The following is a 22,845-nucleotide window of genomic DNA, read 5'->3' on the forward strand; positions in this document are numbered from 1 at the left end:
GTTAGTCTAATTCATGTACGATCTCCTGCAGAAACTCGTCCCGTCCGCTGCCGTTAGTCTAATTCATGTACGATCTCCTGCAGAAACACATTCCCCACACCGCCGTTAGTCTAATTTTTATACGACTTCCTGCAGAAACTCTTCGCGCACGCCGCCGTTAGTCTAATTTTTGTGCTATCTCCCGCAGAAACTCGTTCCGCACGCCGCCGTTAGTCCAATTTTTGTACGATCTCCAGCAGCCGCCAACGGTCGTAAACCTCACAACAACCTGTGCTTCTCGAGCTTGCGATACAGGCTTGCGCGATGAATGCCGAGCAGCTTCGCCGTTTTGTTACGGTTTCCGCCGCATTCCTTCAACACTTGTTTGATCACCCGCAATTCGGTCTTCTCCAGTTCTTTTTCCAACAGGTTCGGTTGGGCCCTGCTGCTTTCGCTTTCGATCTCCTCCGTCAAAATCGGGGGCAGATCCTCCATGCCGAGCTCATCACCGTCGGCCAGATGTATGGAGCGTTCCAGGACATTTTGCAGCTCTCTTACGTTGCCCGGCCAGGTGTGCCGCATCAGAAACGCTTCCACGTCGGGATGGAATCCTCTGATGCTTTTCCCCAATTCCTCATTGAATTTTGCCAAAATGAAATGAGCAGTCGTAAGATGTCTTTCCCCCGTTCACGCAATGGCGGGGTCGTAATGTGAAAGACATTCAGCCGGTAGTACAAATCCTCGCGGAATTCTCCCCGCTTGACCATTTCTTCCAGCGGCCGATGGGTTGCGGCAATCACACGAATGTCTACCTGCTTGATCACCATCCCGCCTATCCGCTCTATTTCCTTCTCTTGAAGCGTGCGAAGCAGCTTGACTTGCATGGTCAGAGGCATATCGCCGATCTCGTCGAGGAACAATGTGCCGCCTTGCGCCAATTCGATTTTCCCAGCTTGCCGCCCTTTTTCGCCCCTGTGAACGCGCCTTCCTCGTATCCGAACAGCTCCGCCTCCATCAGCTCCGCGGGGATCGCCGCGCAATTGACGCGAATAAACGGCCCTTCGCTCCGGTGGCTCACACTGTGAATCGCATGCGCAAACAGCTCTTTCCCGGTACCGCTCTCCCCGCGTATCAACACGGTCGACCTGCTCGCGGCAACTTTGAGAGCCAGATCTTTCGCTTCCTTCATTTTCTCGTGTTCCCCGATAATTTGTTCGAAGGAATATTTCGATCCGTGAGCGCGCTTCAGCTCGTTCTTGTAGTAATCAAGCTTGCTTTCCATAACATTCAAACGCTGTGCCAGCGTTTTGAGATCGTGAAGATCGGTGAACATCACTTTCCCGATCGCGCCGACAACTTTCCCGTCCTTCTTGATCGGAAGCCGCATGACCACGATGTCGCGGTCCTTGACCTTCATGACGGATCCGATCTCCGCTTGGCCGGTCTTCAAAACAACATGCAGCCGGGTATTTTCAATGACTTCCGTTACGTGCTTGCCGATGGATTCGCTGTGGTTCACCCCAAGGAAATCGCAGTAAGACTGATTGATCATGGTCACGCGCGCATTCTCGTCCACCATGATTATGCCGTCGTAAACGAGCTCGAACACTTCTTTGAACTGATTGATCTCTTTTTCTTTCATATCGAGCTGGGAGACCATCGTCTTCAATTCCGTAATGTCCTGAAAAATAGAGACCGCACCGATAACGGTGCCGTCGTTATAGATCGGAGAACGGTTCGCAATCACCAATCGGTCGTTAATCCGCTGCTGCTGATTCGGCCTCGTAATCCCGTCTTGCACCACTTTGAACAGCAAGGAATCTCCCACAACATCATTGATATGCTTTCCGATGATACGTTCCTTGGGAAGCCCGATTAAATCGCAGCCCGGCGGATTGCATAACACCACAGATCCCTGCCGGTCGATCACAATAACGCCGTTATAGATGGAGTCGATAATTTCGTCCCATCTGTAATCCTCATACCTGATCTTCAAACCCGGAGCACCCCCTCAGCACCTCTGGTTGTTGTCTTCTGCCCTAGCAAATTCGACAAATTTAACCCAATCCCTCTGCATATGCAAAGAAAAACCACGGTTCACATGAACCGTGGCTGGGGCTTAAGCCCGCTGCGAAATTGGAATCCATGGCGCCGGCTCGGGACCGATGTAATCAGCGCCGGGCCGAATGATTCTATTGTTGGCGCGCTGTTCGATAACGTGGGCCGCCCAGCCGCTCGTGCGGGAAATGACGAAGATCGGCGTGAACATGAGCGTAGGAATGCCCATCAGATGATAAGCGGAAGCGCTGTAAAAATCGAGATTCGGGAACAGCTTCTTCTCCCGCCGCATAACGGCTTCGATACTCTCCGAAATGCGATACAGCTTCATGTCACCCGCTTCTTCCGACAGCTTTCTGGACCATTCCTTGATGATGTCGGAGCGAGGATCGGACACGGAATACACCCGATGACCGAAACCCATGATCAGCTGCTTCTCGTCCAGCATTCTCATAATGCCTGCTTCCGCTTCTTCCGGCGTTTCGAATCGCTGGATGAGCTCCATTGCCGCTTCATTCGCGCCGCCGTGGAGAGGACCACGCAGCGTACCGATGCCTGTAGTCATTGCAGAATAAAAATCGGACATCGTGGAGGCCGTAACACGGGAGGCGAATGTGGACGCATTGAATTCATGTTCGGCATACAAAATCAGCGACACGTCCATCACTTTCTCATGCAGCGGCGTCGGCTTGACACCATGCAGCAAATGTAGAAAGTGACCTGCAATGCTCGGATCGTCCGTTTCCGTGTCGATTCTTTTGCCCGATGTCTGAAAATGATACCAATACAGCAAAATGGAACCGAAGCAAGCGATGAGCCGGTTGGCCACATCCTGCTGCGTGCGGCCCGGCGCTTCCGGCTCCATCGCGCCCAGAGCCGAACATCCCGTACGCATGACGTCCATCGGATGCGAATGGATCGGCAATTGCTCGAGCACCGTTTTGAGCGGCTCCGGCAAGCCGCGCTGCTTCTGCAGCTGCGATCTGTAGCCGTTCAGCTCTTCCTCGGTAGGCAATCTGCCGTAGATCAGCAAGTAAGCCGTCTCTTCGAACGTGGAATTCCGCTCCAGATCGGCAATGGAAAACCCCCTGTAATTTAGGCCCTTCCCTTCCTTGCCTACCGTCGCAATTGCTGTCTGCCCCGCAACAATTCCTGCTAAACCGCCTGATTTGATCGCTGTCACTGCTTCTCCTCCGTTTCTCGATTACAATTTGGCTTTACGATCTGTTTTTGCGCAAAAACGTCGGCAAGATATTAAGCTCCTCCCGGTATTTGGTCACCGTACGGCGGGATAACCGCACTTTTTCGGCGGCCAAAATTTCCACGATTCTTTGATCGGAATAGGGACGCAACTTGCTCTCACTTAGAACGATTTCTTTGATTCTTGCTTTAATCTTTATGCTGGAATCGACTTCCCCATCCTGACGCTGAAGGCCGGACGAAAAAAAGAATTTCAATTCGAACGTCCCGTGCGGCGTGCTGATGTATTTGTTGTGAACGGCTCTGCTGACGGTAGACTCATGCATCTCCAGCTTGTCTGCCAGCTCTTTCATTGTCAGAGGAACGATCGCTTCGACTCCTCCGTGTAAAAACTGCCGCTGCTCTTGCATGAGGGCCTGTATGACTTTGGCAAGGGTTGCCTTGCGCTGATCAAGTCCGCGAATAACGGACTGTGCGGATTTCAGCTTCTCCAGCAAATAGGTAAGAGCCGTCCGGTCGCCCATGCCTTTCACGAGCTTGTAGAAATCCTGGTTGACGGACAATTTGGGAATAACAGCATCGTTAACGAGGATAGCAGGCCCGTCCGGATCCATCCGAACGGCGGCGTCCGGTATCACGTGCGGGTTGTCCCCTGGTCCGAACGCCATGCCGGGCCGCGGATGGAATTCCCGCAAATAAGGATATACCTTCCTTACATCAGCCTCCTCCGCACCGATCGCTTTGGCAATTATGTTGAATCTGCCTTTGGCTAAATCCTCCAGATGATCCCTTACGATCTCCAAAGCCCATGGCAGCGGGTTCTCACGCCTTTGAATTTGCAGCTGGAGACATTCGCTTAGACTCCTGGCGCCAACGCCCGCCGGATCCAATGATTGAACGGCTGTCAGCGCCTCTTCGACGACCGCAGCCGTCAATTTCAGGTGGGCGCTAGCTCTTCTACCGAAACAGTCAAATAACCGGCCTCATTGACGCAGCCCGCTAAAAATTCCGCAGCTCTGCGAACGGCCGGTTGTAAAGGCAGAACGCCGATTTGTCCGATGAGTGCGCTTTCCAAAGTTTCGTGGCGGTCGCTGCGATGAGCGTACAAAGCATCGGCATGCCGCACGGAATTGGAAATCCGGCTTGTTCTGCGCATAGAGAAGTCCGGCACCGCTTCAAGTTCGAGCAGCGGATTGTCATTCACTTCTTCCCGAATCATCGCAGTCAAATCACAGCTGGACAGCTGCAGCATTTGGAGAGACTGTTTGATTTGGCCGTTCATTCTCAAATTAACCGTTTGTTTAGCCGCTAACTGCACTCTTGGATTCAAGGAGATCACACCTGTGATTTAATGATTGCGCTTTCAATTAGATTATAATGGTAATTGTATCAGATGACCAGACCTCCATTGACCTCAAGTACCGTCCCATTCACATAGTCCGAGTCGTCCGACGCAAGATACAGGTACGCCTTCGCTATATCCGCAGGCTTACCCAGGCGGTGAAGCGGAACTTTGTCCAGCATCAGCTGAAGCACCTTTTCCGGCACCTTGGCGACCATGCCCGTGTCGACAAACCCTGGGGCCACGGCATTCACATTAATTCCTTTATGGCCCAATTCCTTGGCCCAGGTTTTGGTCATGCCGATCACGCCGGCCTTCGTTGCGGCGTAATTCGTTTGCCCGACGTTGCCGTGAACGCCGACGATCGAAGAGGTGTTGATGATTTTGCCCTTCCCTCTTTGAACCATATGCGGTGCAGCAAACTTGGTACAGTAAAATACACCGTTCAGATTCACGTCTATGACCTTGTGCCATTGGTCCACCGACATCTTCGTCAGCATAGCGTCCTGCGTGATGCCGGCATTATTGATAAGAATGTCGAGCACACCCCATTGTGCCACAGCCGAAGACACCATATGCTCCACACTTTCAGCACTGGATACATCCACTTGTACGAACATTGCACTTCCGGGACTGAGCCTGTTTAACTCCTCTTCTGCTGCTCCGCCTGAAACTTCATCGAAATCGGCGATGCAAACCTTGGCGCCTTCCCGGACAAACAAAAAGGCGGTTTCCCGCCCGATTCCATTCGCTCCGCCCGTTATAAGCGCGACTTTATCCTGCAATCTCATTAGGTTCCTCCGCTTGAGCTTTAATAAAGTCCTCCATATGCTTCAGCAATCCGGGCAAATTGTCGACAATGGGGGAATGTCCGCAGTTCTCGAATACAACCGGCGTGGCAAGCGTTCCTAAATCTTCGAGAAGCTCACGCCTCATCTGCTCGGTGATGACAAGGTCATCCCGACCTTGGATAACAAGGGTCGGAGCCGTAATCCGCTTGATCGCTCCGGTACCGTCCGCCGCCTCGTTGTCCACGTCGCTGATGTTAAAGATATTTAATCCGTGGTACACATCCGCGAGATTTCTCTGCGTCAAGATGTCGTCCAGATAAGCGTCATAACGATCTTCCGAAGGCTTGTTGATGTTATAGACACCCGCGTCGAACATGGCGCGCACAAACTCCCTGTCTCTGCGCGCTTCGGCTGCGGAAACGGTCTGGGTCAGCGGCAGCGCGAGCATCTCTTCCCGCGTGGTCAGTCTTCGACTGATGTCGGGCAGCCCGTCGCGCCAAATTTATAATAAGGGTATCCGCGCGTAGACATGGAAGCCATCAGGATGAGCTTTTTCACTTGCTCCGGATAGTCCGCGGCATACTGCATACACACACCGCCCCCGGTGGACCAGCCGGCCAGATGGAAGGAGGTAAGACCCATAGCATCGGTGAACAATTTGAGGTCTGCGGTAAAATCCGCCAGATCCCGAATCCGATTGTGGTAGGTTGAAATGCCGAACCCTCTCATGTCAACGGCGTAGACTTTGAACCGCGAATCCAGGTTTTCCATGACGACGTCCCAATGCTTCGAGGAAGTCATATTCCCGTGCACCAAAAGGATCACTTCGTCTCCGCCTTCACGCTCCCTGTAGCCCATCGTTTCTTGGTTCGATAACAGTACCGATTTCAACTGAATGTCGCTCATCCCATTTACCCCCATTTGATTGCGGTCGCACCCCAGGCATAACCGATTCCCGCACTCACCAAGACGACGAGGTCCCCGCTATTGATTTTGCCTTGCTCAACCCCCAGCTCCAAGCTTAAAATCTGATCGATTTGTCCGACGTGGCCGTAATCCCGAAGATAGATCGATTGCTCCGGTCTCAGACCGAGCTCATTTAATACATAATCATGTGCCGACTTTTTCATGTGAAGAATGGCTAAGTAATTAATGTCCTCCACGGAGTACCCGCTTTTGGCGACGGCCTCGCGTACGACCTGGAGGAAATTGTCCATGGACTTGCGCTCCAGCCGCTCCTTCATTCCTTCCGGGTCCGGCACGTCGAAGTAGTTCAGCCTCAGGGCCAGCGCTTCCGGAGTGAGCGGCTGCTTCGTCCCACCGGCGCACACAATGACATCTTCGGAAAAAGAGCCGTCGGTAATGAGATGGCTTTCGAGCAGTTGATTTTTAGCGTATCCTCTTTGCAAGATCATGGCGCCTCCGCCAGCTGCAAGATTTAACATGAAACGCGTATTCGGATTACGGTAATCGATCAGATCAACGTTCCGGTAGCCGCCCGCCAGCAGGACAGTCCGGATGGAGTCATCCGCGAGCATCATGCTTTTGGCCACCTTCAGCGCCATAATCGTCGTGCCGCAGCGAAGCGCGGCATCGAATCCCCATGCGCGGACAGCTCCGACTTCTTGCTGAAGCTTCAGCGCCGCCGTCCATACGGGATATTCCTTATACTCCTCACCGATGTAGATGACCAGATCGATATCCAGCGGCGAAATGCCTGTGCTCGCCAGAGCCGCACGGGCCGCGCGAATACCCATTTCACAGCTGTGATCACCGTCTCCGGGTACGGGCTTGCGAACGATACCCATCTTCTGTTCGATGACTTGCTGCGGAATTCCGGAGGCTTCGCTTAACTGTGCGCTCGTCATGTACGTATCCGGCAAGTAGACGCCCGTTCCGACAATACCGACCGAGACCGCTTGCGCCGCTACCACGGCAAGCCCTCCCTTTTTCCAAGAGCCGCAGCTTTTCTATGGGTTTGCCATCTCTTGATCGTGCCGACGATTCCCATCGGGAAAATCATAACGACAATGATATAGAGCAGTCCGAAGAAAATAATCCACCGTTCGAAAATGGGATGAACTTTAGCCAAGCTCGTCAGCAGCTCATGCGCGTATTCGATAAGCGCCGCGCCGATGATTCCGCCGTACAACGTGCCTACGCCCCCGATAATCGTCATCAACAGCGCCATGATGGTGATATCCATTGTGAATACCGTCGTATTTACGAACCTAAGGGTGATCGCATACATCGAACCGCTCAAAGCCGCAGCTACTCCGGCAACGACGCTGGCAATGATTTTATAATGAACCACCTCATAACCCAGGGATTGCGTACGCTGCTCATTCTCACGGATGGCTTGAAGCACTTTCCCGACCGGGGAGCGCGTGAAACGCCGCAGCAGCAGGAAAACGACGATCATAAACACAAATGAAATATAGTAAAAGTTCGTGCGATCCATGAAAAACTCCGGAACGGCGAAAGGAAAACCGTCGGCGCCGTTCGTGACGGACCTCATTTTCTCAGCGGCGACGACGAATAATCCGGAAAAAGCCAGCGTCAGCATCGCATAGAAATGACTCTTGAGCCTTAAAGAAAGTATGCCAACGAAATAGCTGACCACTGCCGCCGCAACAACACCGATCAAGACGGACAGCAGCAACGTGCCTAACGAATTTTTCCACACATCCATCCCAATGCCCACTGAATATGCACCGATTCCGAAAAACATGGCATGACCGAACGACACGATCCCCGTATAACCTAAAAGCAAATCATAGCTCATGGCAAAGACGGCATAGATAAATATTTTGGTCAGAAGAATCAGGAGACTGCGGGAATCGTTCAACTCCGGAAATGAGAGGAGCAGAAGCACGACCGCAACGGGCAAAATGGTCCATCTGAGCCGTAACAAGTTCATGACCTCACCCCTTTATCCCGAATAATCCCGACGGTTTGACGAGCAGCACGAAGACCATAAGCAGCATGTTCACCGCGAGCGATAAATCCGGCAAATAGTAGGCCATGAACGCTCCGGAAAGTCCGACGAGCAACGATGCCAATGCGGATCCTTTGACACTGCCCATGCCCCCGATAACGACTACGATAAACGCAAGTATGGCGAATTGCAGGCCCATTTCGGAAAAAACCGCACCGGAATAAGGAGCGAAAAGTACGCCTCCTAACGCGGCCATTCCCGCCCCCAATACAAAGACGAGGGTGAAAATCCGCTTGATGTTGTAGCCCAGCGCCTGAATCATCTCCTTGTTCATGACACCCGCCCTGACGACCAAACCGAGCTTCGTCCGATTCAGCAGGAAATGCAGCGCCAGGTATACGATCAAACCGACTATGATGATGAAAAGACGATATTTGATTAGAATGACGCCTCCGATTTGCCAGCTTCCGGACAGATAGGAGGGAACGGGCGCATTGATCGTATTCGGGCCCCAGAACACTTTTAACAGCTCTCCGAGGACCAGCATGACGCCCATCGTCACCAGAATTTGCTGCAGATGATTTCCGTATACGGGTCGAATGATCCAGCGTTCCATGATGTAACCGATGACGACCCCCGCGATAACAGCGCCGGCGATCGACGCCAGAAAGCTTCCTGTCAAAGCAAACATCCATACACCGGCATACGCGCCCCAAGCGAACAAACCGCCGTGGCTGAAATTAAGGACGTCCATCAAGCCGAATATCAATGTCAAGCCCGCAGCGAGCAGGAAAATGAGCATTCCCGTGGCAAGCCCGTTCAACAGAAGATTTACAACGATATCCACAGAGGCTTCCTCCCGTTTGTCAGGCAATTCCGAGATATTTCTGCCTTGACTCCTTATCCTCTTTCAATTCTTTCATCGCGCCGTGATGAACGATGCGTCCCTCGTCCACAATATAGAACCGGTCGCCGATCGTGCTCGCCATAAAAAAGTTCTGTTCGACCAGCAGCACCGTCGTATTTAGCTTCATCTGTTCGATCGACTTCATGACGTTCTCTACCACGATCGGAGCGAGCCCCTTACTCGGCTCATCAATCAGCAGCAGCTCATTATCGTTCACGTAGGCTCTGGCAATAGCAAGCATCTGCTTCTGCCCCCCGCTCAAATTACCGCTCTTACGGTGCCAATAGGTCTTCAAGTCGGGAAACAGATTGAGAATCCACTCCTGCTTAGTCATGGCGGCCTCGTTCGCTTTACGGATCGAAATACGCATGTTCTCTTCCACGGTCAGATCATGGAAAATCCCCTGATCTTCGGGCACGTACCCGATTCCTTTTTTCGCAATTTCATAGGTTGGCAGCGCCCGATACTTTCGCCTTTGAACGTCACCTGACCGTCCTTGATCGGATTTAATCCCATGATCGAACGAAGCGTCGTCGTCTTGCCTGCGCCGTTGCGGCCGAACAGGACCGTTATTTCACCCTTCGGAACTTCAAAAGAGACTCCCTGCAAAATATGAAACTGCTCGATATACGTCTGAATCCGGTCCACTTTAAGAAGCGTCATCGTAATGCCCTCCCAGATAAGCGGATTGGACCAGCTCGTTATCCATAATTTCCTTAGGAGAGCCGTTAGCGAGGAATTTGCCGTTAAACAGGACGGTGACGCTGTCGGATAAATCGAGCACCATCTCCATCTTGTGTTCGATGAGCAAGATCGTTCTGCCGCCTTCTGCTTTGATTCGGCGAATGACATCCAGAATTGCCGGCACTTCTTCTACCGAAATTCCGGCCGTCGGCTCGTCAAAAAGCAGCAGGTCCGATTTCAACGCCAGCAGCATGGCGATCTCCAGCTTGCGCTGTTCACCGTGAGCAAGGCTCTTGGCCGGCGAATCGCTCTTCTTGTCCAGCATGACGGTCTCGAGCAGTGAAAAAGCTTCTTCCCTCATCCAATCGAACCTGGACAATGCGGAGAAGAAGTTATAGCGCACACCGGACCTGGATTGCACCGCCAACCGCACGTTCTCAAGCACGGTCAGATTCGGAAACACGTTCGTAATCTGAAAGGAGCGCCCCATGCCCATCCTCGTACGGAGAGGAGGGGACAGACGTGTGATATCTGTCCCCTTGAATAGGATACTGCCTTTGGAAGGACGAAGCTGCCCGCTGATCAGATTGAACAAGGTCGTTTTTCCAGCACCGTTCGGCCCGATGATCGACTGGAAATGGTTTCGTGGAACTGTGAGATCGACGCCGTTCACAGCGGCATGGCCGCCGAAAACGACCGTCAAGTCACGGGTTTCCAAGATAGACTCCATAAGATCACCTTTCTGCTATTTATTGTTCATAATCGGCGGCGCGGTCTCATCCATCGTCAGTTCGCGTACCAGAACCGGAACGGGATAATCGAAACCGTCCTGCTTCTCCAACTTGATCGCGTACAAGGTTTGAAGCGCTTGATGGTCCTCGGGCCGGAATTTCATCTGCCCTTTCGGAGTATCGAACGTCATGCCTTCCATGGTCTGAATGAGTTTATCCGTGTCCGTATCGCCGCCGGTTTTCTTTAGCGCTTCCACAATGGCGATGGCAGCCGTCATGCCGCCTGGGGTAAAGAGGTCCGGCACCTGCCCGCCGAAACGCTTCTTATGCTCCTCTACCAGCCATTTGTTGATATCGTTCTGCGGAAGGGTGTGGTAGTAAACGCTGAAGCCCTCCATACCGACGAGATCGTTCATGGTTTTCAGTGCTGGAATATCGGGAGCACCGGTGGAGATCTTGATCCCCTGATCCTGTACTTTCATATCCTGCAGCTGCTTCCAAGGGGAGTTCGCTCCTGCCCATACGACGAACAGATAGTCAGGCTTGGCGGAAATAATTTTCTGGATGTTCGCGGTGAAATCCGTCGCTTTGGGATCCGCGTATTGCTCGGTCACGATCGTTGCGCCGAGCTTCTCGGCCGTAGGCTTGAAGGCCGCAATGCCGTCCCGCCCGAATGCGCTGTCCGGCGCGAATGTGGCGATCTTCACACCTTGTTTGGCGATTGCCGCTGCTCCTGCCACAGCATCTTGCGACGAATTTCTCCCGGTGCGGAAAATGTATTTGTTCCAGCTGGCGCCGGTGATGCTGTCTGCTACGGCAGGCTCGACGACCATCACTTTTTTGTATTCGAGCGCAAGCGGCAGCACGGCCAGCGTATCGGCGGAGCTGGAGGAACCGACCAGGAAGTCGACTTTGTCCTCTTCCAGAAGCTTGGTCGCTTTCTGGATCGCAACGTCGGATTTCGTCTCCGTGTCTTCCACGATAAACTCAATCGCACGCCCGTTCACTTCTTTCTTGCCGTCCGTCGCGAAATCAAGCCCGAGCTCGAACCCGTTGACGGTTTGCTTGCCGTAGCTTTCGAGCGCACCGGTCAAGGATGCGAGTACTCCGACCTTAATCGGATCCTTATCGGCTGAAGCGCTTTCAACCGGCTGTGAAGCGGATGCCGAAGATGAAGGCGAGGAAGACGGCGTGTTTGAATTGCCGCTGCTTGCTGCGTTATTGCCGCCGTTGCCGCAAGCTGCTGTAAGGACAAGTACTGCAGCTAGCACGGACGCGCCGGCGCCGCGGATGAGTTTATTCCGTAACATTGTAAAGAGAGCCCCCTTTATTCAAGATATCCTCATCATAACGGGGAACAGTTACAAATGAGTTACATCCGACTGTAGCGATTCATACAGGTGCGTCGTCTGGATCATCGGTTTTACGCCAAGCTCGCGTTCCAGCACCTTGCAGCATTTTTGATACCATTTTAACGCCTGGCTCCGGTTGTTCATTTTGTAATGACACCGCATCAGCAGCCGGTAGGCCTCTTCGCTGCATGAGTCCTTTTCGAGAATTTTCTCGCACCAGTTGATGGCTTGTTCATAGCGCCCCGCTTCCATGTCCAGCTTGGCCATGCGTTCGGCAGCCCGGAGAAACAGCGACTGCAGCCGTTCCCGTTCGTCCGCGCTCCAATCTTCGTACTGGCGGTCCGGCAGGTAATCTCCTTTGTACAGCTTCAGGCCTTTGTCAAGGAACGCAGCCGCTTTCTGCGGATCCTGTTCCTCCAAGCCCGCCCGGATCCAGCTTTCGAATTCCACGGTATCCAGCTCCAATCCGGAAGCCAGATTCAAGCCGTAAGAGCTTCCGTGGCGGAGAATAAAAAAAGGTGTCGATCTTGCGCGCCGCTGCGGTTCGAGTGTCGTATTCAAGGCATTGAGCGCGACTTTAAAATCGCGATTGGCGGATTTCTCGTCCAATTCGCGGAACAGCAGCGAAATGATTTCGTCCTTGGACATAAGCTGCTGTCTTTTGCATGCAAGCAGCTGAAACAGCTCCTTTGCTTTTCCGCGCTGCCAATCCTTTTCGACGATCGCCTTATCTCCCAGCCAGACTTGGAAACCGCCCAGCGTCTCGATGCGCAGCGCATAACCGGGATGATAAGTCATGTGCTCCATGCCGAGTCCGGTCAACAAATAATTCACATAGTGAGGCTGAATCTCCTTGGTTTGCGCCTCGATCAATAAGGGAGCCAGCTGGTACATATTGCGCGGTCCGGCCAGCGTCCGTCTTTGAATGAGAAATTCGTAATTGCCGGTTTGGGCCATTCTGAGAAAACGGTCCATGAAAAATCGGAACTGATCTTCCTTGTCCTCCTGATAGGCGATCATCGTCTGCCAGAGTAACGTAACGGTCGCCCCGTAGCTGTCGCCGCAGCGCATATACCGTTCCAGACAGTCTCCAAATATCAAGCCGGCTTCCAAGCAGTGGCCCCCGTAAAACGCGGCGATTCCCATGGCCGAGCGAATGAGCGTCGAGAGCCACTCGTCTTTCACTTTCTCGGTCTCCGAAAGAGCGTCACGGCCGTATTGCATCGCCATATCGTACGAACCCTCCCGGCCGTAAAGCAGACATAAGCCGAGAAGAGGTTCCGCCCTGCCTCTGGACACATTCAATCTTTCCATCATTTCGAGCGAGGTCTGATAGCACTGCAGGGACACGGCAAAATCATATTTCGGCAGAAGCTGAGCCGCATGCCCCATGCGCATCCACCCGCACGCCTCGACGAACGGCGCATTCAAGTGAATGCCCTGCATCAAGCCGGATTGAGCAAGACGTTTGGCCTCCTCCGGATTGCCCAGCATCGACTCGATCAGCGAAAGCAAAATGTCGGTTTCCCGGTGTGACCGGGGCAGCTGCAGGACGCCCTGCGCGCTCTCGAGCCTGCGGCTCGCTTCCATCATTTGTTTGGACTGCTTCAATCTCCCCGTGCGCAGATGCAGTCTGGCTTCAAGCAGCTCTTCCTGAAAATCGGTCCGGAGGCTGCGACAGCGCTCGTACCACAGCTCCGCATCCGCCGCCCGCCCCAGGTTCACGAGATTTTCGGCCATCAAGCTGTAAATGCGGATCAAATGATCTTGAGGGGGCGGCATCATCGCTTCCAAAATAGCGATGGCCCGTGCAAGCAGCGTTTCCGCCTTGCCGGGTTGGATCGTGTCCAAATAAATTCTGGCCTGCCCTTCCAGACCGAGGCTTTCGCTCAGTGAGTCTCCGGCAACTTCCGCAAGCTTCTCGCCTTTCAGATAACAGTCGATTGCTGTGTCATATACGCTGCGATACCGATAAATGTCCCCTTCATAAATCCACAGCATGAAATACTCATCTTTAAACCGCTTCGGGATGCGGTCGATGTTGCCGCGCAGCTTTTCCAGCTGCCCGTTGTCGATCATATTTCTGCCGAATACGTTCAAGAGACGCGCATAATCATCCCATTCATCGGCAGCGTGAAGGTGATTCAGCGCGTTCTCGATCTGGTCGTTAGACTCGAAGTATGACGCCGCTTTCCGCTGCAATTCGGTGTAGCTTCCGGGTTTCTTTTGCAGCTGCCGAACCAGGAACTCCCGGAATAAAGGGTGATACCGATAGTTCCTTTCACCGCTATGTATGAGAAATACGTTTTGGCCGGACAGGTTCTCCAATATCGTCTTGGATTCCCGCATTCCGAACAATTGATCACAGCAGCTGCCGTCGAAATGTTCCAGAATACTTGTTTGCTCCAAAAAGGTTTGAATCTCCGGAGGCTGCTTGTCGAGCACTTCCAACGCCAAAAAACGGAACAAATCTTCCATCGTTTCCGTTTGGCTGCTGAAGATCGAAGCAATGTCGCCATTGATATAGAGTAAGCGCTGCCAAATAAATTGAACGGCAACCGCCCAGCCTTCCGTTGTGCGGAATATTTCCTTGGCCGTCTCCGGCTGAAGCGGATAATCGTAATAGTCGGCGAACAGGACCTCGATTTCTTCCTCCGAGAACGCCAGATCGCTCCGGCCGATGTCCAGAAGTTCTCCTTTCACCTTCATTGCCGTCATGAAGCTCCAATTCGGCACGGTGCGTCCTGATAATACGACATGAACGTTCGCCGGCAGACGCTGGACCAGGTGCTGCATGAACAAATCGATTGCAGGCGTATGGCCGACCAATTGGTAATCGTCAATGACTAACGTCGTGTGGCCGGGAAGGGAAATAAGCTCGTTCACTACACTCTCACACAAAACGAAAACATCGTCGCTATTTATCACATCACCGAAGCCGGGATGCAGGGTACGGATCGCTTCCACCACATACGTTAAGAAACGCGGCAGCTCACCGTCGTGTTCATCCGCCGAATACCAGCATACGTCGGTTCTTTCCGAACGAAAAAAAGAACATAAAGCCGTCGTTTTCCCGTATCCGGGCTCAGCATGGACAAGCGTCATTCTATACTGCGGCATGCGCTTCAGTTTCTTGATCAACACAGATCGGAGCAAAATGTGGTCCTTGATCTGAGGAGGGGTCAACTTGGATCTGAAGATGGTGTTTCCAGCTCTCATCATCTCACCCCGATTACCAATTTTTCCAATATAATATCATAAAATGATAGTTTCCAGGTTAACCCTGTGTTAACTGTAACTCTGTACGATCCGATTGATATCTATTTTACCGACCGGGGTCTTGGGGAGTTCATCGACATAGAAAAATTTTTTAGGCACTTTGTACTTTCCGATCGAGCAGGCGCAATATTCTCTCAGCTGCTCCTCATCCAACTCGCTTCCTTCCAGCGTAACGACAACAGCCGCAACGACCTCTCCCCATTTGTCATCCGGCAGTCCGACGACTACCGCTTCCTTCACCGACGGGTGCTGCCGGATCAGATGCTCCACCTCCAGCGGATATACGTTTTCTCCGCCGGTGATGATCATATCCTTTTTCCGTCCCATGATGTAAAAATAACCGTCCTCGTCCTTTCTCCCAAGGTCTCCGGTGTGAAGCCAGCCGTCCGTAAAGGCCTGTGCGGTAGCTTCGGGAAGACGCCAATAGGACTCGAACAAATGACCGCCGCGCAGCATGATTTCCCCGACTTCTCCCGGTTTCGTTTCTTCTCCCTCGCTGTCCGTAATCTTAATGTCATTGAGTATCATCGGCTTGCCGACAGAACCGATCTTGATCGCAGCCATCTCAGGATGAATATAAAAATTGTTCGGCCCCGCCTCTGTGAGGCCGTAGCCTTCTTTGAAATTCAGCCCTTTGGCGACAAATGCCTGATACACCGTATGCGGACAAGGTGCGCCGCCCGACAAGAACGTATGCATCGCGGGGAAGTCCGTGGCCGCGAACAAAGGCGATTTGATAAGCATGTGATACATCGTCGGTACCAGCAGGATGATCGTACAGTGCTCCCGATTGATCAGCTCTATCGTTTTGTCCGCATCGAAAGCTTTCGACACGATGACCGTGCCGCCGATCTGAAGAACAGGCAGCGACAGCGCATTTAATCCGCCGGTATGAAACATCGGCATATAAGTCGGTGTGATGTCATTCGATGTCAGATTCCAGCTTAAAACGGTATTGACACTGTTCCAGAAAATCGAGGCGTGAGAGAGCACCACGCCTTTCGGCTTGCCGGTAGTGCCCCCTGTGTAGATGATGGCAAAGGGATCCGAGGAATGAACCTGCTCTGTAACGGCCGGGCTGATATCGGATTGCAACGCTGCCTCGTACTCAGCGTCGCTTATGCTGATAACCTTGTACGGGGAGGCCTCGCCATCCCATAAGGTCTGCATGTCATCATGGATGACGACTGCTTTAGGCGTGCAGTCGTCCAGAATATATCGCAGTTCGTTTGCCGACAACCGCCAATTAAGCGGTACGAAAATAGCGCCCAGTTTACCGCAGGCGAACAGCAAATCAAAATAACAGACATCATTACGGGACAGAAGCGCGACCCGATCGCCTTTGGCCACACCGTGGGACTGTAAATAACCGGCGACTCTGCAAGCCCTGATCTCCGCTTCCCGGTAGCTCCATCTTTCTCCTGTGTCGCCGTCTATAATCGCAATATGATCGGGTGCCAACAAGCATCTTTTCTCAAACCAGTTCACCATGCAGTCCACTCTCTCTATTCCCTCCAGTGTCCGGCTGCTTCTAGTAAACAATGCGCCGGTTACAAATCGGTTACAGGAGACAGCCACGTCAAAAAACCTTCTCCCCGCTAACCCTGCCAGTTAGCGAAAAAGAAGGCCTGCGCCAGCCGTTACGGCGTCAATAACTTTCTGTGCCTAAATCTTTAACTCCCCGAGCTTGATAAGCTCGACAACCGCTTGCGAACGACCTTTGACATTCAGCTTTTGCATCACATTGGAGATATGGTTGCGGACCGTTTTCTCGCTGATAAACAATTGCTGCGCAATGTCGCGGGTCGTCTTGTCCTGCACGAGCAGTTCGAAGACTTCGCGCTCCCGATTCGTGAGAAGGAATTTGCTCTTGTGGTCGCTGCCTTTCAACGTGTGTCACCCCTCCTTGCCCGGGAATGTAGTGAATACAAGGTGTGGGATACAGTCAACTTTATCATATGAAAGGCTTTTTCCGGTGGTGCGGAGGACTAGGAAAATGGGCAGGGGAGGAGAAAAAATACGCATTTGCAATCGGTGTGAATGCGGATTTATACCGGGATACAGTTGCATGAAAAAAGGACTGCCCGGCAAATCTGCTCAGACAATCCTTTAAAGATATTACTCAGTCGTTCAGGCCGCCGATGCCTGATGTTCGGGAACCGCCTTTCGTGCCTGCCCTGTCATTGTCCCCGCCATTCGCACCGGACGCTTCGGGGAAAATACGCTGCACGAGCGCGTTAAACTCATTCATGAGCCTCTGAGCGGGTGACCGTTAGCGATATCTTGTGCATAAGACTTCATACGTGTGACAAAATCCGGATTCGCGGTTACATATACATTCTCAATCGACGGCGACATGGATTTCACGCGATTCGCGATCCGATCCTTCAAGTCTGCAGCCACATCCGATCCGCCGGTTCCGTTACCGCTGTTCGCGCTGTTGCTGCGGCTTTTGCCATTACCGCTTTTAGCGCTGCTTCTGCCCTGATTGCCGCTGCCATTCGCGCCATTACGGCTTTGCACTATGGCCACATAAGCGTTCCGGTCGGTCATCATGACATAAGCCGCATCGACGCCCGGCAGCTTAACTAACTGATCGGCAATGCGGTCGCTCATCTCCATCCGGGAATTATTATTGTTACCGTTCTTCCCGTTCCCGTCCGTATTCTGCCTCCGGTAATTGTTCGTCCCAACGCCGTCCGCACCGTTCGCATTCGGCTGTACGTTGTTGTCACCATTATTCCCGCAACCGGACAGTACAAGAGCTGCGCCGAGCAGCATGGAGCTTATCATCAAGCCTTTACGCACGAATTGAACCCCCTTCTATACGAGTACGGTAATCTCCGCCAGAATATAGATTGCGCTTGCAGGGGGGCAGTTATGCAGATTGTTCCAATTCGCGCTTTGTTAACGCTTATGTGCGGTGTCGGAATTGCATAATTATGCGTGATAAATCAAAGCCCCTTCCATGGGAAAGGGCTTTCAATTGGCAGCAATGACCGCATCTTCCTCGTCGTTGATGCTGCCCAGTATCAACCGCTCTACCGTCATATATGCGGCGCCGATCAGCCCGGCTTGATGCCCCAGCACCGACTTCTTGATCAACAAATTGCGTGTGGCAAGCGGAAGAGACCGCTGGTAAACGCCTTGCCTGACCGACGCCAGCATCGTGTCGTCAAATTCGGGATACGCGCCGGCAACCAAAACCAATTCCGGATTGATGAAGTTGACGATCGACGCCACAGCGCGGCCTGTCAATACGCTGCTCTCGCGGATCAGTTCAATGGACAAGCCATCCAAACGCTGGATCCCGTATGCGATATCCTGCAGTGTGATTTGATCTTTCTTCGCGAGCACATCTTTCAAATATACGCTGCGTCCCGAGAGCGTGGCTTCCTTGGCTTTGGCGACGATCGCTTTGCCTCCGGCGGCTGCCTCCAGGCATCCGCGGTTGCCGCACCAGCACGTAACGTCTATCCCCATATCAAAATGCCCCAGGTCACCGGCGCTTCCATCCGATCCGCGATACAGCTTTCCGTTGCAAATGATACCCGCACCGATGCCCGTACCTACTTTGACCACGATCATATTCGCAACTTGAAAATTCAGGCCTTTCGCATATTCGCCCAGCGCGATGATGTTCACATCATTATCGACGTAACAGGGGCAGTCCAAGTGTCCGGACCAGAAGTCGCGAATCGGATAACGGTCCCAGCCCGGCATCAAGAGGGGAGAAACAAGCAAGCCCTCGGCAAAATCAACGACATCGGGGATGCCGATACCGATTCCTTTGACGGCGTTCTTATCCACCTTGATTTTGTTGAGCAGTTCGACAACCTGGTCCTTAATGCTGAGCAACACGCTCTCTGGCCCGCATAAAATATCGAACGAACAGCTGCCGTCGATCAGGATATTACAATCAAAATCTGTAATCGCTATCTTGGCGTGGTCCGTCTCCATGTCGATCGAAACGAGACAGCCTGCATCCTTATTAAACGCATATAACCGGGGTTTTCTCCCGCCGCTGGATTGACCGATGCTGGTGTTCACGAGCAGACCGGTGTCAATCAGACGATCGACATGTTCAACCACCCCGGATATCGATAAGCCGGAGGCGAGCGAAATATCCTTTTTGGAAAGCGGTCGACCCGCTCTTCTTATGATTTGAAGGATTTCAGCCGTCATGGGTAGCACGCTTACCGCACCGCTTTCTCTACTGGAAATGAAAGTCTATCTTTCGAGGTCAACAAAATACTATCATTGCAACAAGTTGATTGCAATCGATAGAAATGAGAGAGTCGGCGCCTCCATAACAAAATCCTGAGGAGAGTTCCCCAGGATTTTAGTCTACCTTCTATATATGAACCCATTTCTCGGTGCGGTGGCTTTCCATAATGGCTTCGATCAATCGCATGATGCGATGGCCGTCGTCCATTGAAGCGAATGTCGGCTCGTGCTGCTTGTTCTGCACGGCCGTGTAGAAGTCGATGCACAAGTTTTTCAAGCCGTCCGGCCAGCCCTCTTGATGACCGCCGGGATAGTGGGCCAACGCGGCGGCTTTCGGGTCAAGTAAGCCGGGATCCCGCACAAGCTGTTCGTTAGCCCGGTCTCTTCTGCCTACCCACAGATCATTCGGTTTCTCCTGGTCCCAAGCATAAGTTGCGCCGTCCGCGACAATCTCGTAGAACAGGCGGTTTTTGCGGCCGGACGATACTTGAGAAACGGTGAAAACGCCTTGTACACCGTCTTCCAGATGGATCAGCACGCTGCCGTAATCCTCCGTGCCTACTTTCACGTCTTCACGATCTGCGTGATCGCTGCTTCCGAAGGTGTTCATCGTGGTTCTAGGCTTTTTGCGAATCGGATGTACCGTCTTCAAATCTGCAAACACCTTGGTGATTTTCTTGCCCAGCACATATTGGATTGTATCGCACCAATGTGAGCCGATGTCGGCAATCGCCCGTGAAATTCCGTTCTTCTCCTCATCGAGGCGCCAGCTGTAATCGGTTTTAAGCGACAGCCAGTCCTGAAGGTAGCCGCCGTATACGAGACTCACGTTGCGACCGCCGCCGGACTCCAGCAGTTCCTTGGTTTGGCAAACCATTGGGAAATGCCGGTAGTTAAACGATACACCGCTGACCACTCCCACTTTTCCCGCGATCTCTGCCAGCTCGGCGGATTGTTCACTGTTCAGCGCAAGCGGCTTCTCTGACATCAAGTGCTTGCCCGCGAGAAGTACCATTTTGTTCAGTTCATAATGAAGCGCATTCGGCGTGCAGTTGTGAACCGCTTGAATGTCCGGATCGGCAATCAGCTCGGCGGCAGAGCCATAGGAAACGGGAACGCCCATCGACTCGGCGAAGACGCGTCCTTTGTCCGCGTTGCTGCCGCATACAGCGGCCACTTCCACGAACGGAATTCTGCGCAAAGCCTCAATATGGGAAGCCGCGGAAAACCCGGTACCGATGATGCCGACTTTGATGTTGTCCATCCAGGTTCTCCTCCTTACTCTCTATCAAGTACTTGCTCTCGGTCTGTTTCTTTATCCGTTCAGTTTGGCGACGATTCTCTTCATTTCTTGGATGGATCGCTCGGTGTACTGATCGAACAGCTCCTCGGAACCGCCCTGTTCCGCAATCGTATACGTATCGCCGACCGGCGGCATGAACTCCATCGTCAGCGGACCTTGATAGTTGATCTCCTTAAGCGTACGCAGAATGGCTTCGAAATCGGTATTGCCCATGCCTGCCGCCTCACGCGTGTTGTCTGCGATATGAACGTGAATGAGGTAAGGCGCGATTTTTTTCAAAATGGCGACCTCGTCCCGTTCTTCGATATTCATGTGGAAGGCGTCGGCCATCAATTTGACGCTCGGGAGATTGACCTCTTCGACGAGCTGCAAGGCCGTCGTCAGGTTGATCGCCAGATAGGCTTCAAAACGGTTGATGGCCTCGATGGCGAGGTTGATATTCTTCGTCGCCGCGTATTGTCCAGCTTCCCGGATGCCGTTTACCGCATGCACCCATTCTTCGGCGCGAGTGGATTCCGTATTCGTCCTGCCCACTGCATTCGGCACCACGATCACGTGGGTTGCGCCGAGCGCCGCTGCCATATCGACCGAGTCCTTCACATACTGCACCGCTTTAGCGCGGATTTCCGCATTCGGGGATGCCAGATCGCGTTCCCGGGTATATATGCCGCAGAGCGAGGTGACGATGAGTCCATATTGATCCAGCAGCTTGCGGGTTGCTTCAATATCCGTCGTATAGGGCTCTGCAGCGAGCTCGACGCCGTCATAGCCGTATTTCTTCAGTCGTTGCAGGCTCGTTTCCAAGCTTTCATTTCCGAAAATCCATTGTGTCGCACTGTAGCGGTACATAACTTTTGCCTCCTCCAGTTTAAATGACGGTCCTTATCCGGGACGCCGCGGATCAAGCGGGAACCGAATAAGGACCGATCGGCCGACTCTTATGCTGCCTTATTCGCCAAGCAGTTGTTTAATGGATACTTCTTTGCCCGTACGGATGGATTCCAAAGCGCCGAGTACCATGGATACGCTGTACAGATTGTCTTCGCCCGCCGTTTCCGGCTGGCGGTTTTCGCGGATCGCTTCCGCGAATTCGTGCAAGCTGCCCAGACGCTCTTCGAAATCCATGTGAACGAGATCGTAGTGCAGCTCTCCGTTGACTTCGACGGCTCCTTTCATGAAGACCGTTTTGTAGAGGTCGTTCGTACGGACGACAACTTTGTTGTTCGACCAGTAAACTTCGCCTTCCGAGCCTTGGATGTTCCAATCTCCGTCCCACGTCGTCGTGGAACCGGTCGAAACCCAATTTGCGTTGTAAAGCACGCGCGTGCCGTTCGACAACTCGAAGCGGACTTGAGCGACCGCGTTGCCTTTGAACCAGCTCCATTCCGGATTCCAGCTGGCGGCAGTTACACTTACCGGATTCAGACCGGTTACACTGCGAATCTGGTCGAAGTGGTGAATGGACATGTCAGTGATGACCGGCTCGTCCATCGTGCTTCTGTAACCGTCGAACACGGGAGCCTTATGGAAGTTGATGAAGATGTTGCCCACTTTGCCGATGACGCCGGATTTGATGACTTCGCGGACGGTGCGGGTCGCTCTTTTGAAACGGTAGTTTTGGCTGACCATCAGGAACTTACCCGTGCGCTTGGAAGTTTCAATCATGGATTTGGAAGCTTCGACCGTGTCTGCGAGGGGTTTTTCAACGATCGCATGCAGGCCCAGCTCCAACGCTTCATTGACAACAGGAGCGTGGAATTGCGGAGGCGTCGTAACGACTGCGGCGTCCGCTTGTACGACTTTCAGCGCATCACTCAGGGACGTGAAGGTGCGTTCTGCCGGGATGTCATACTCAGCGGACGCTTTGGCGAGCTGGTCTTTGTTCAGGTCGACGACCGCCACCAGTTCCCAGTCCGGGGAATCGATGATGACCGGAATCCAGCTGTAACCCCATGCTCCGATGCCGACTTGAATCACTTTTAATGGTTGTGCGCTCATATTGTATTTCCTCCTAATGAATAAAATGAATTCGATTTTGTTCGATTAATGCTCGC

18 protein-coding genes and 3 pseudogenes are annotated in these 22,845 nt (G+C 52.8%); all 21 read right to left on the reverse strand.

Annotated elements, in window-relative coordinates; all coding sequences use genetic code 11:
- Positions 1–258: 258 nt before the first annotated feature.
- The 21 genes and pseudogenes from SD71_RS26325 to SD71_RS18145 all read right to left on the reverse strand — a co-directional run bounded on the left by SD71_RS26325 (position 259) and on the right by SD71_RS18145 (position 22,789).
- Positions 259–1,927 (reverse strand): annotated as a pseudogene (locus SD71_RS26325) (sigma 54-interacting transcriptional regulator).
- Positions 1,928–2,098: 171 nt separating this feature from the next.
- On the reverse strand, positions 2,099–3,220 hold the full coding sequence (gene prpC / locus SD71_RS18060) for a bifunctional 2-methylcitrate synthase/citrate synthase (protein ID WP_041066352.1): 1,122 nt from the start codon (positions 3,218–3,220) through the stop codon (positions 2,099–2,101).
- A gap of 34 nt (positions 3,221–3,254) precedes the next feature.
- Positions 3,255–4,576 (reverse strand): annotated as a pseudogene (gene rpoN, locus SD71_RS18065) (RNA polymerase factor sigma-54).
- 50 nt (positions 4,577–4,626) lie between these two features.
- Positions 4,627–5,370 carry a 3-oxoacyl-ACP reductase FabG gene (fabG, locus tag SD71_RS18070; RefSeq protein ID WP_041066354.1) on the reverse strand — a complete coding sequence of 248 codons (744 nt, stop codon included), beginning with the start codon at positions 5,368–5,370 and terminating at the stop codon, positions 4,627–4,629.
- Positions 5,354–5,818 (reverse strand): alpha/beta fold hydrolase, encoded by a 465-nt coding sequence (locus tag SD71_RS26040; protein WP_326998781.1) that lies wholly within the window; start codon positions 5,816–5,818, stop codon positions 5,354–5,356. The genes fabG and SD71_RS26040 overlap by 17 nt, the downstream gene beginning before the upstream one ends.
- A 14-nt stretch (positions 5,819–5,832) precedes the next feature.
- Positions 5,833–6,276 carry an alpha/beta fold hydrolase gene (locus SD71_RS26045; RefSeq protein WP_326998782.1) on the reverse strand — a complete coding sequence of 148 codons (444 nt, stop codon included), beginning with the start codon at positions 6,274–6,276 and terminating at the stop codon, positions 5,833–5,835.
- A gap of 5 nt (positions 6,277–6,281) precedes the next feature.
- Positions 6,282–7,304 carry a 3-oxoacyl-ACP synthase gene (locus SD71_RS18080; RefSeq protein ID WP_041066356.1) on the reverse strand — a complete coding sequence of 341 codons (1,023 nt, stop codon included), beginning with the start codon at positions 7,302–7,304 and terminating at the stop codon, positions 6,282–6,284.
- Positions 7,298–8,290: a branched-chain amino acid ABC transporter permease gene (locus tag SD71_RS18085; protein WP_041066358.1), complete on the reverse strand. Its 993-nt coding sequence runs from the start codon at positions 8,288–8,290 to the stop codon at positions 7,298–7,300. The genes SD71_RS18080 and SD71_RS18085 overlap by 7 nt, the downstream gene beginning before the upstream one ends.
- Positions 8,291–8,294: 4 nt before the next feature.
- Positions 8,295–9,155 carry a branched-chain amino acid ABC transporter permease gene (locus SD71_RS18090; RefSeq protein ID WP_041066360.1) on the reverse strand — a complete coding sequence of 287 codons (861 nt, stop codon included), beginning with the start codon at positions 9,153–9,155 and terminating at the stop codon, positions 8,295–8,297.
- 19 nt (positions 9,156–9,174) lie between these two features.
- Positions 9,175–9,878, reverse strand: a pseudogene (locus tag SD71_RS18095) (ABC transporter ATP-binding protein).
- Entirely contained in the window at positions 9,865–10,629 is a 765-nt protein-coding gene (locus SD71_RS18100; protein WP_041066362.1) for an ABC transporter ATP-binding protein, read from the reverse strand. The pseudogene SD71_RS18095 and the gene SD71_RS18100 overlap by 14 nt, the downstream one beginning before the upstream one ends.
- Before the next feature lie 15 nt (positions 10,630–10,644).
- Entirely contained in the window at positions 10,645–11,940 is a 1,296-nt protein-coding gene (locus SD71_RS18105; protein WP_041066364.1) for a substrate-binding domain-containing protein, read from the reverse strand.
- A gap of 51 nt (positions 11,941–11,991) precedes the next feature.
- Positions 11,992–15,102, reverse strand: coding sequence for a BTAD domain-containing putative transcriptional regulator (locus SD71_RS18110; protein ID WP_161793414.1), 3,111 nt, complete (start codon positions 15,100–15,102; stop codon positions 11,992–11,994).
- 168 nt (positions 15,103–15,270) lie between these two features.
- Positions 15,271–16,839 carry an acyl-CoA synthetase gene (locus SD71_RS18115; RefSeq protein WP_326998783.1) on the reverse strand — a complete coding sequence of 523 codons (1,569 nt, stop codon included), beginning with the start codon at positions 16,837–16,839 and terminating at the stop codon, positions 15,271–15,273.
- A gap of 87 nt (positions 16,840–16,926) precedes the next feature.
- The gene (locus tag SD71_RS18120) at positions 16,927–17,151 is read right to left on the reverse strand and encodes a helix-turn-helix domain-containing protein (RefSeq protein ID WP_019422432.1); all 225 of its coding nucleotides are present in this window, start codon (positions 17,149–17,151) and stop codon (positions 16,927–16,929) included.
- 232 nt (positions 17,152–17,383) lie between these two features.
- Positions 17,384–17,512: a hypothetical protein gene (locus tag SD71_RS25680; RefSeq protein ID WP_268747766.1), complete on the reverse strand. Its 129-nt coding sequence runs from the start codon at positions 17,510–17,512 to the stop codon at positions 17,384–17,386.
- On the reverse strand, positions 17,509–18,069 hold the full coding sequence (locus tag SD71_RS18125; protein WP_041066376.1) for a YhcN/YlaJ family sporulation lipoprotein: 561 nt from the start codon (positions 18,067–18,069) through the stop codon (positions 17,509–17,511). Before SD71_RS18125 ends, SD71_RS25680 begins: the two co-directional genes overlap by 4 nt.
- A gap of 174 nt (positions 18,070–18,243) precedes the next feature.
- Complete coding sequence (locus SD71_RS18130) at positions 18,244–19,446, reverse strand: ROK family transcriptional regulator (protein ID WP_052476380.1); 1,203 nt, start codon at positions 19,444–19,446, stop codon at positions 18,244–18,246.
- A gap of 169 nt (positions 19,447–19,615) precedes the next feature.
- Positions 19,616–20,752, reverse strand: a complete 1,137-nt coding sequence (locus tag SD71_RS18135) for a Gfo/Idh/MocA family protein (protein ID WP_041066379.1) — start codon at positions 20,750–20,752, stop codon at positions 19,616–19,618.
- 51 nt (positions 20,753–20,803) lie between these two features.
- Positions 20,804–21,640 carry a sugar phosphate isomerase/epimerase family protein gene (locus SD71_RS18140; RefSeq protein WP_041066382.1) on the reverse strand — a complete coding sequence of 279 codons (837 nt, stop codon included), beginning with the start codon at positions 21,638–21,640 and terminating at the stop codon, positions 20,804–20,806.
- A gap of 99 nt (positions 21,641–21,739) precedes the next feature.
- Positions 21,740–22,789 (reverse strand): Gfo/Idh/MocA family protein, encoded by a 1,050-nt coding sequence (locus SD71_RS18145; protein ID WP_041066385.1) that lies wholly within the window; start codon positions 22,787–22,789, stop codon positions 21,740–21,742.
- Positions 22,790–22,845: the final 56 nt, after the last annotated feature.

Origin of the sequence: Cohnella kolymensis, assembly GCF_000829465.1 — a bacterium.
In the GTDB taxonomy this organism is placed as follows: Bacteria; Bacillota; Bacilli; order Paenibacillales; family Paenibacillaceae; genus Cohnella; species Cohnella kolymensis.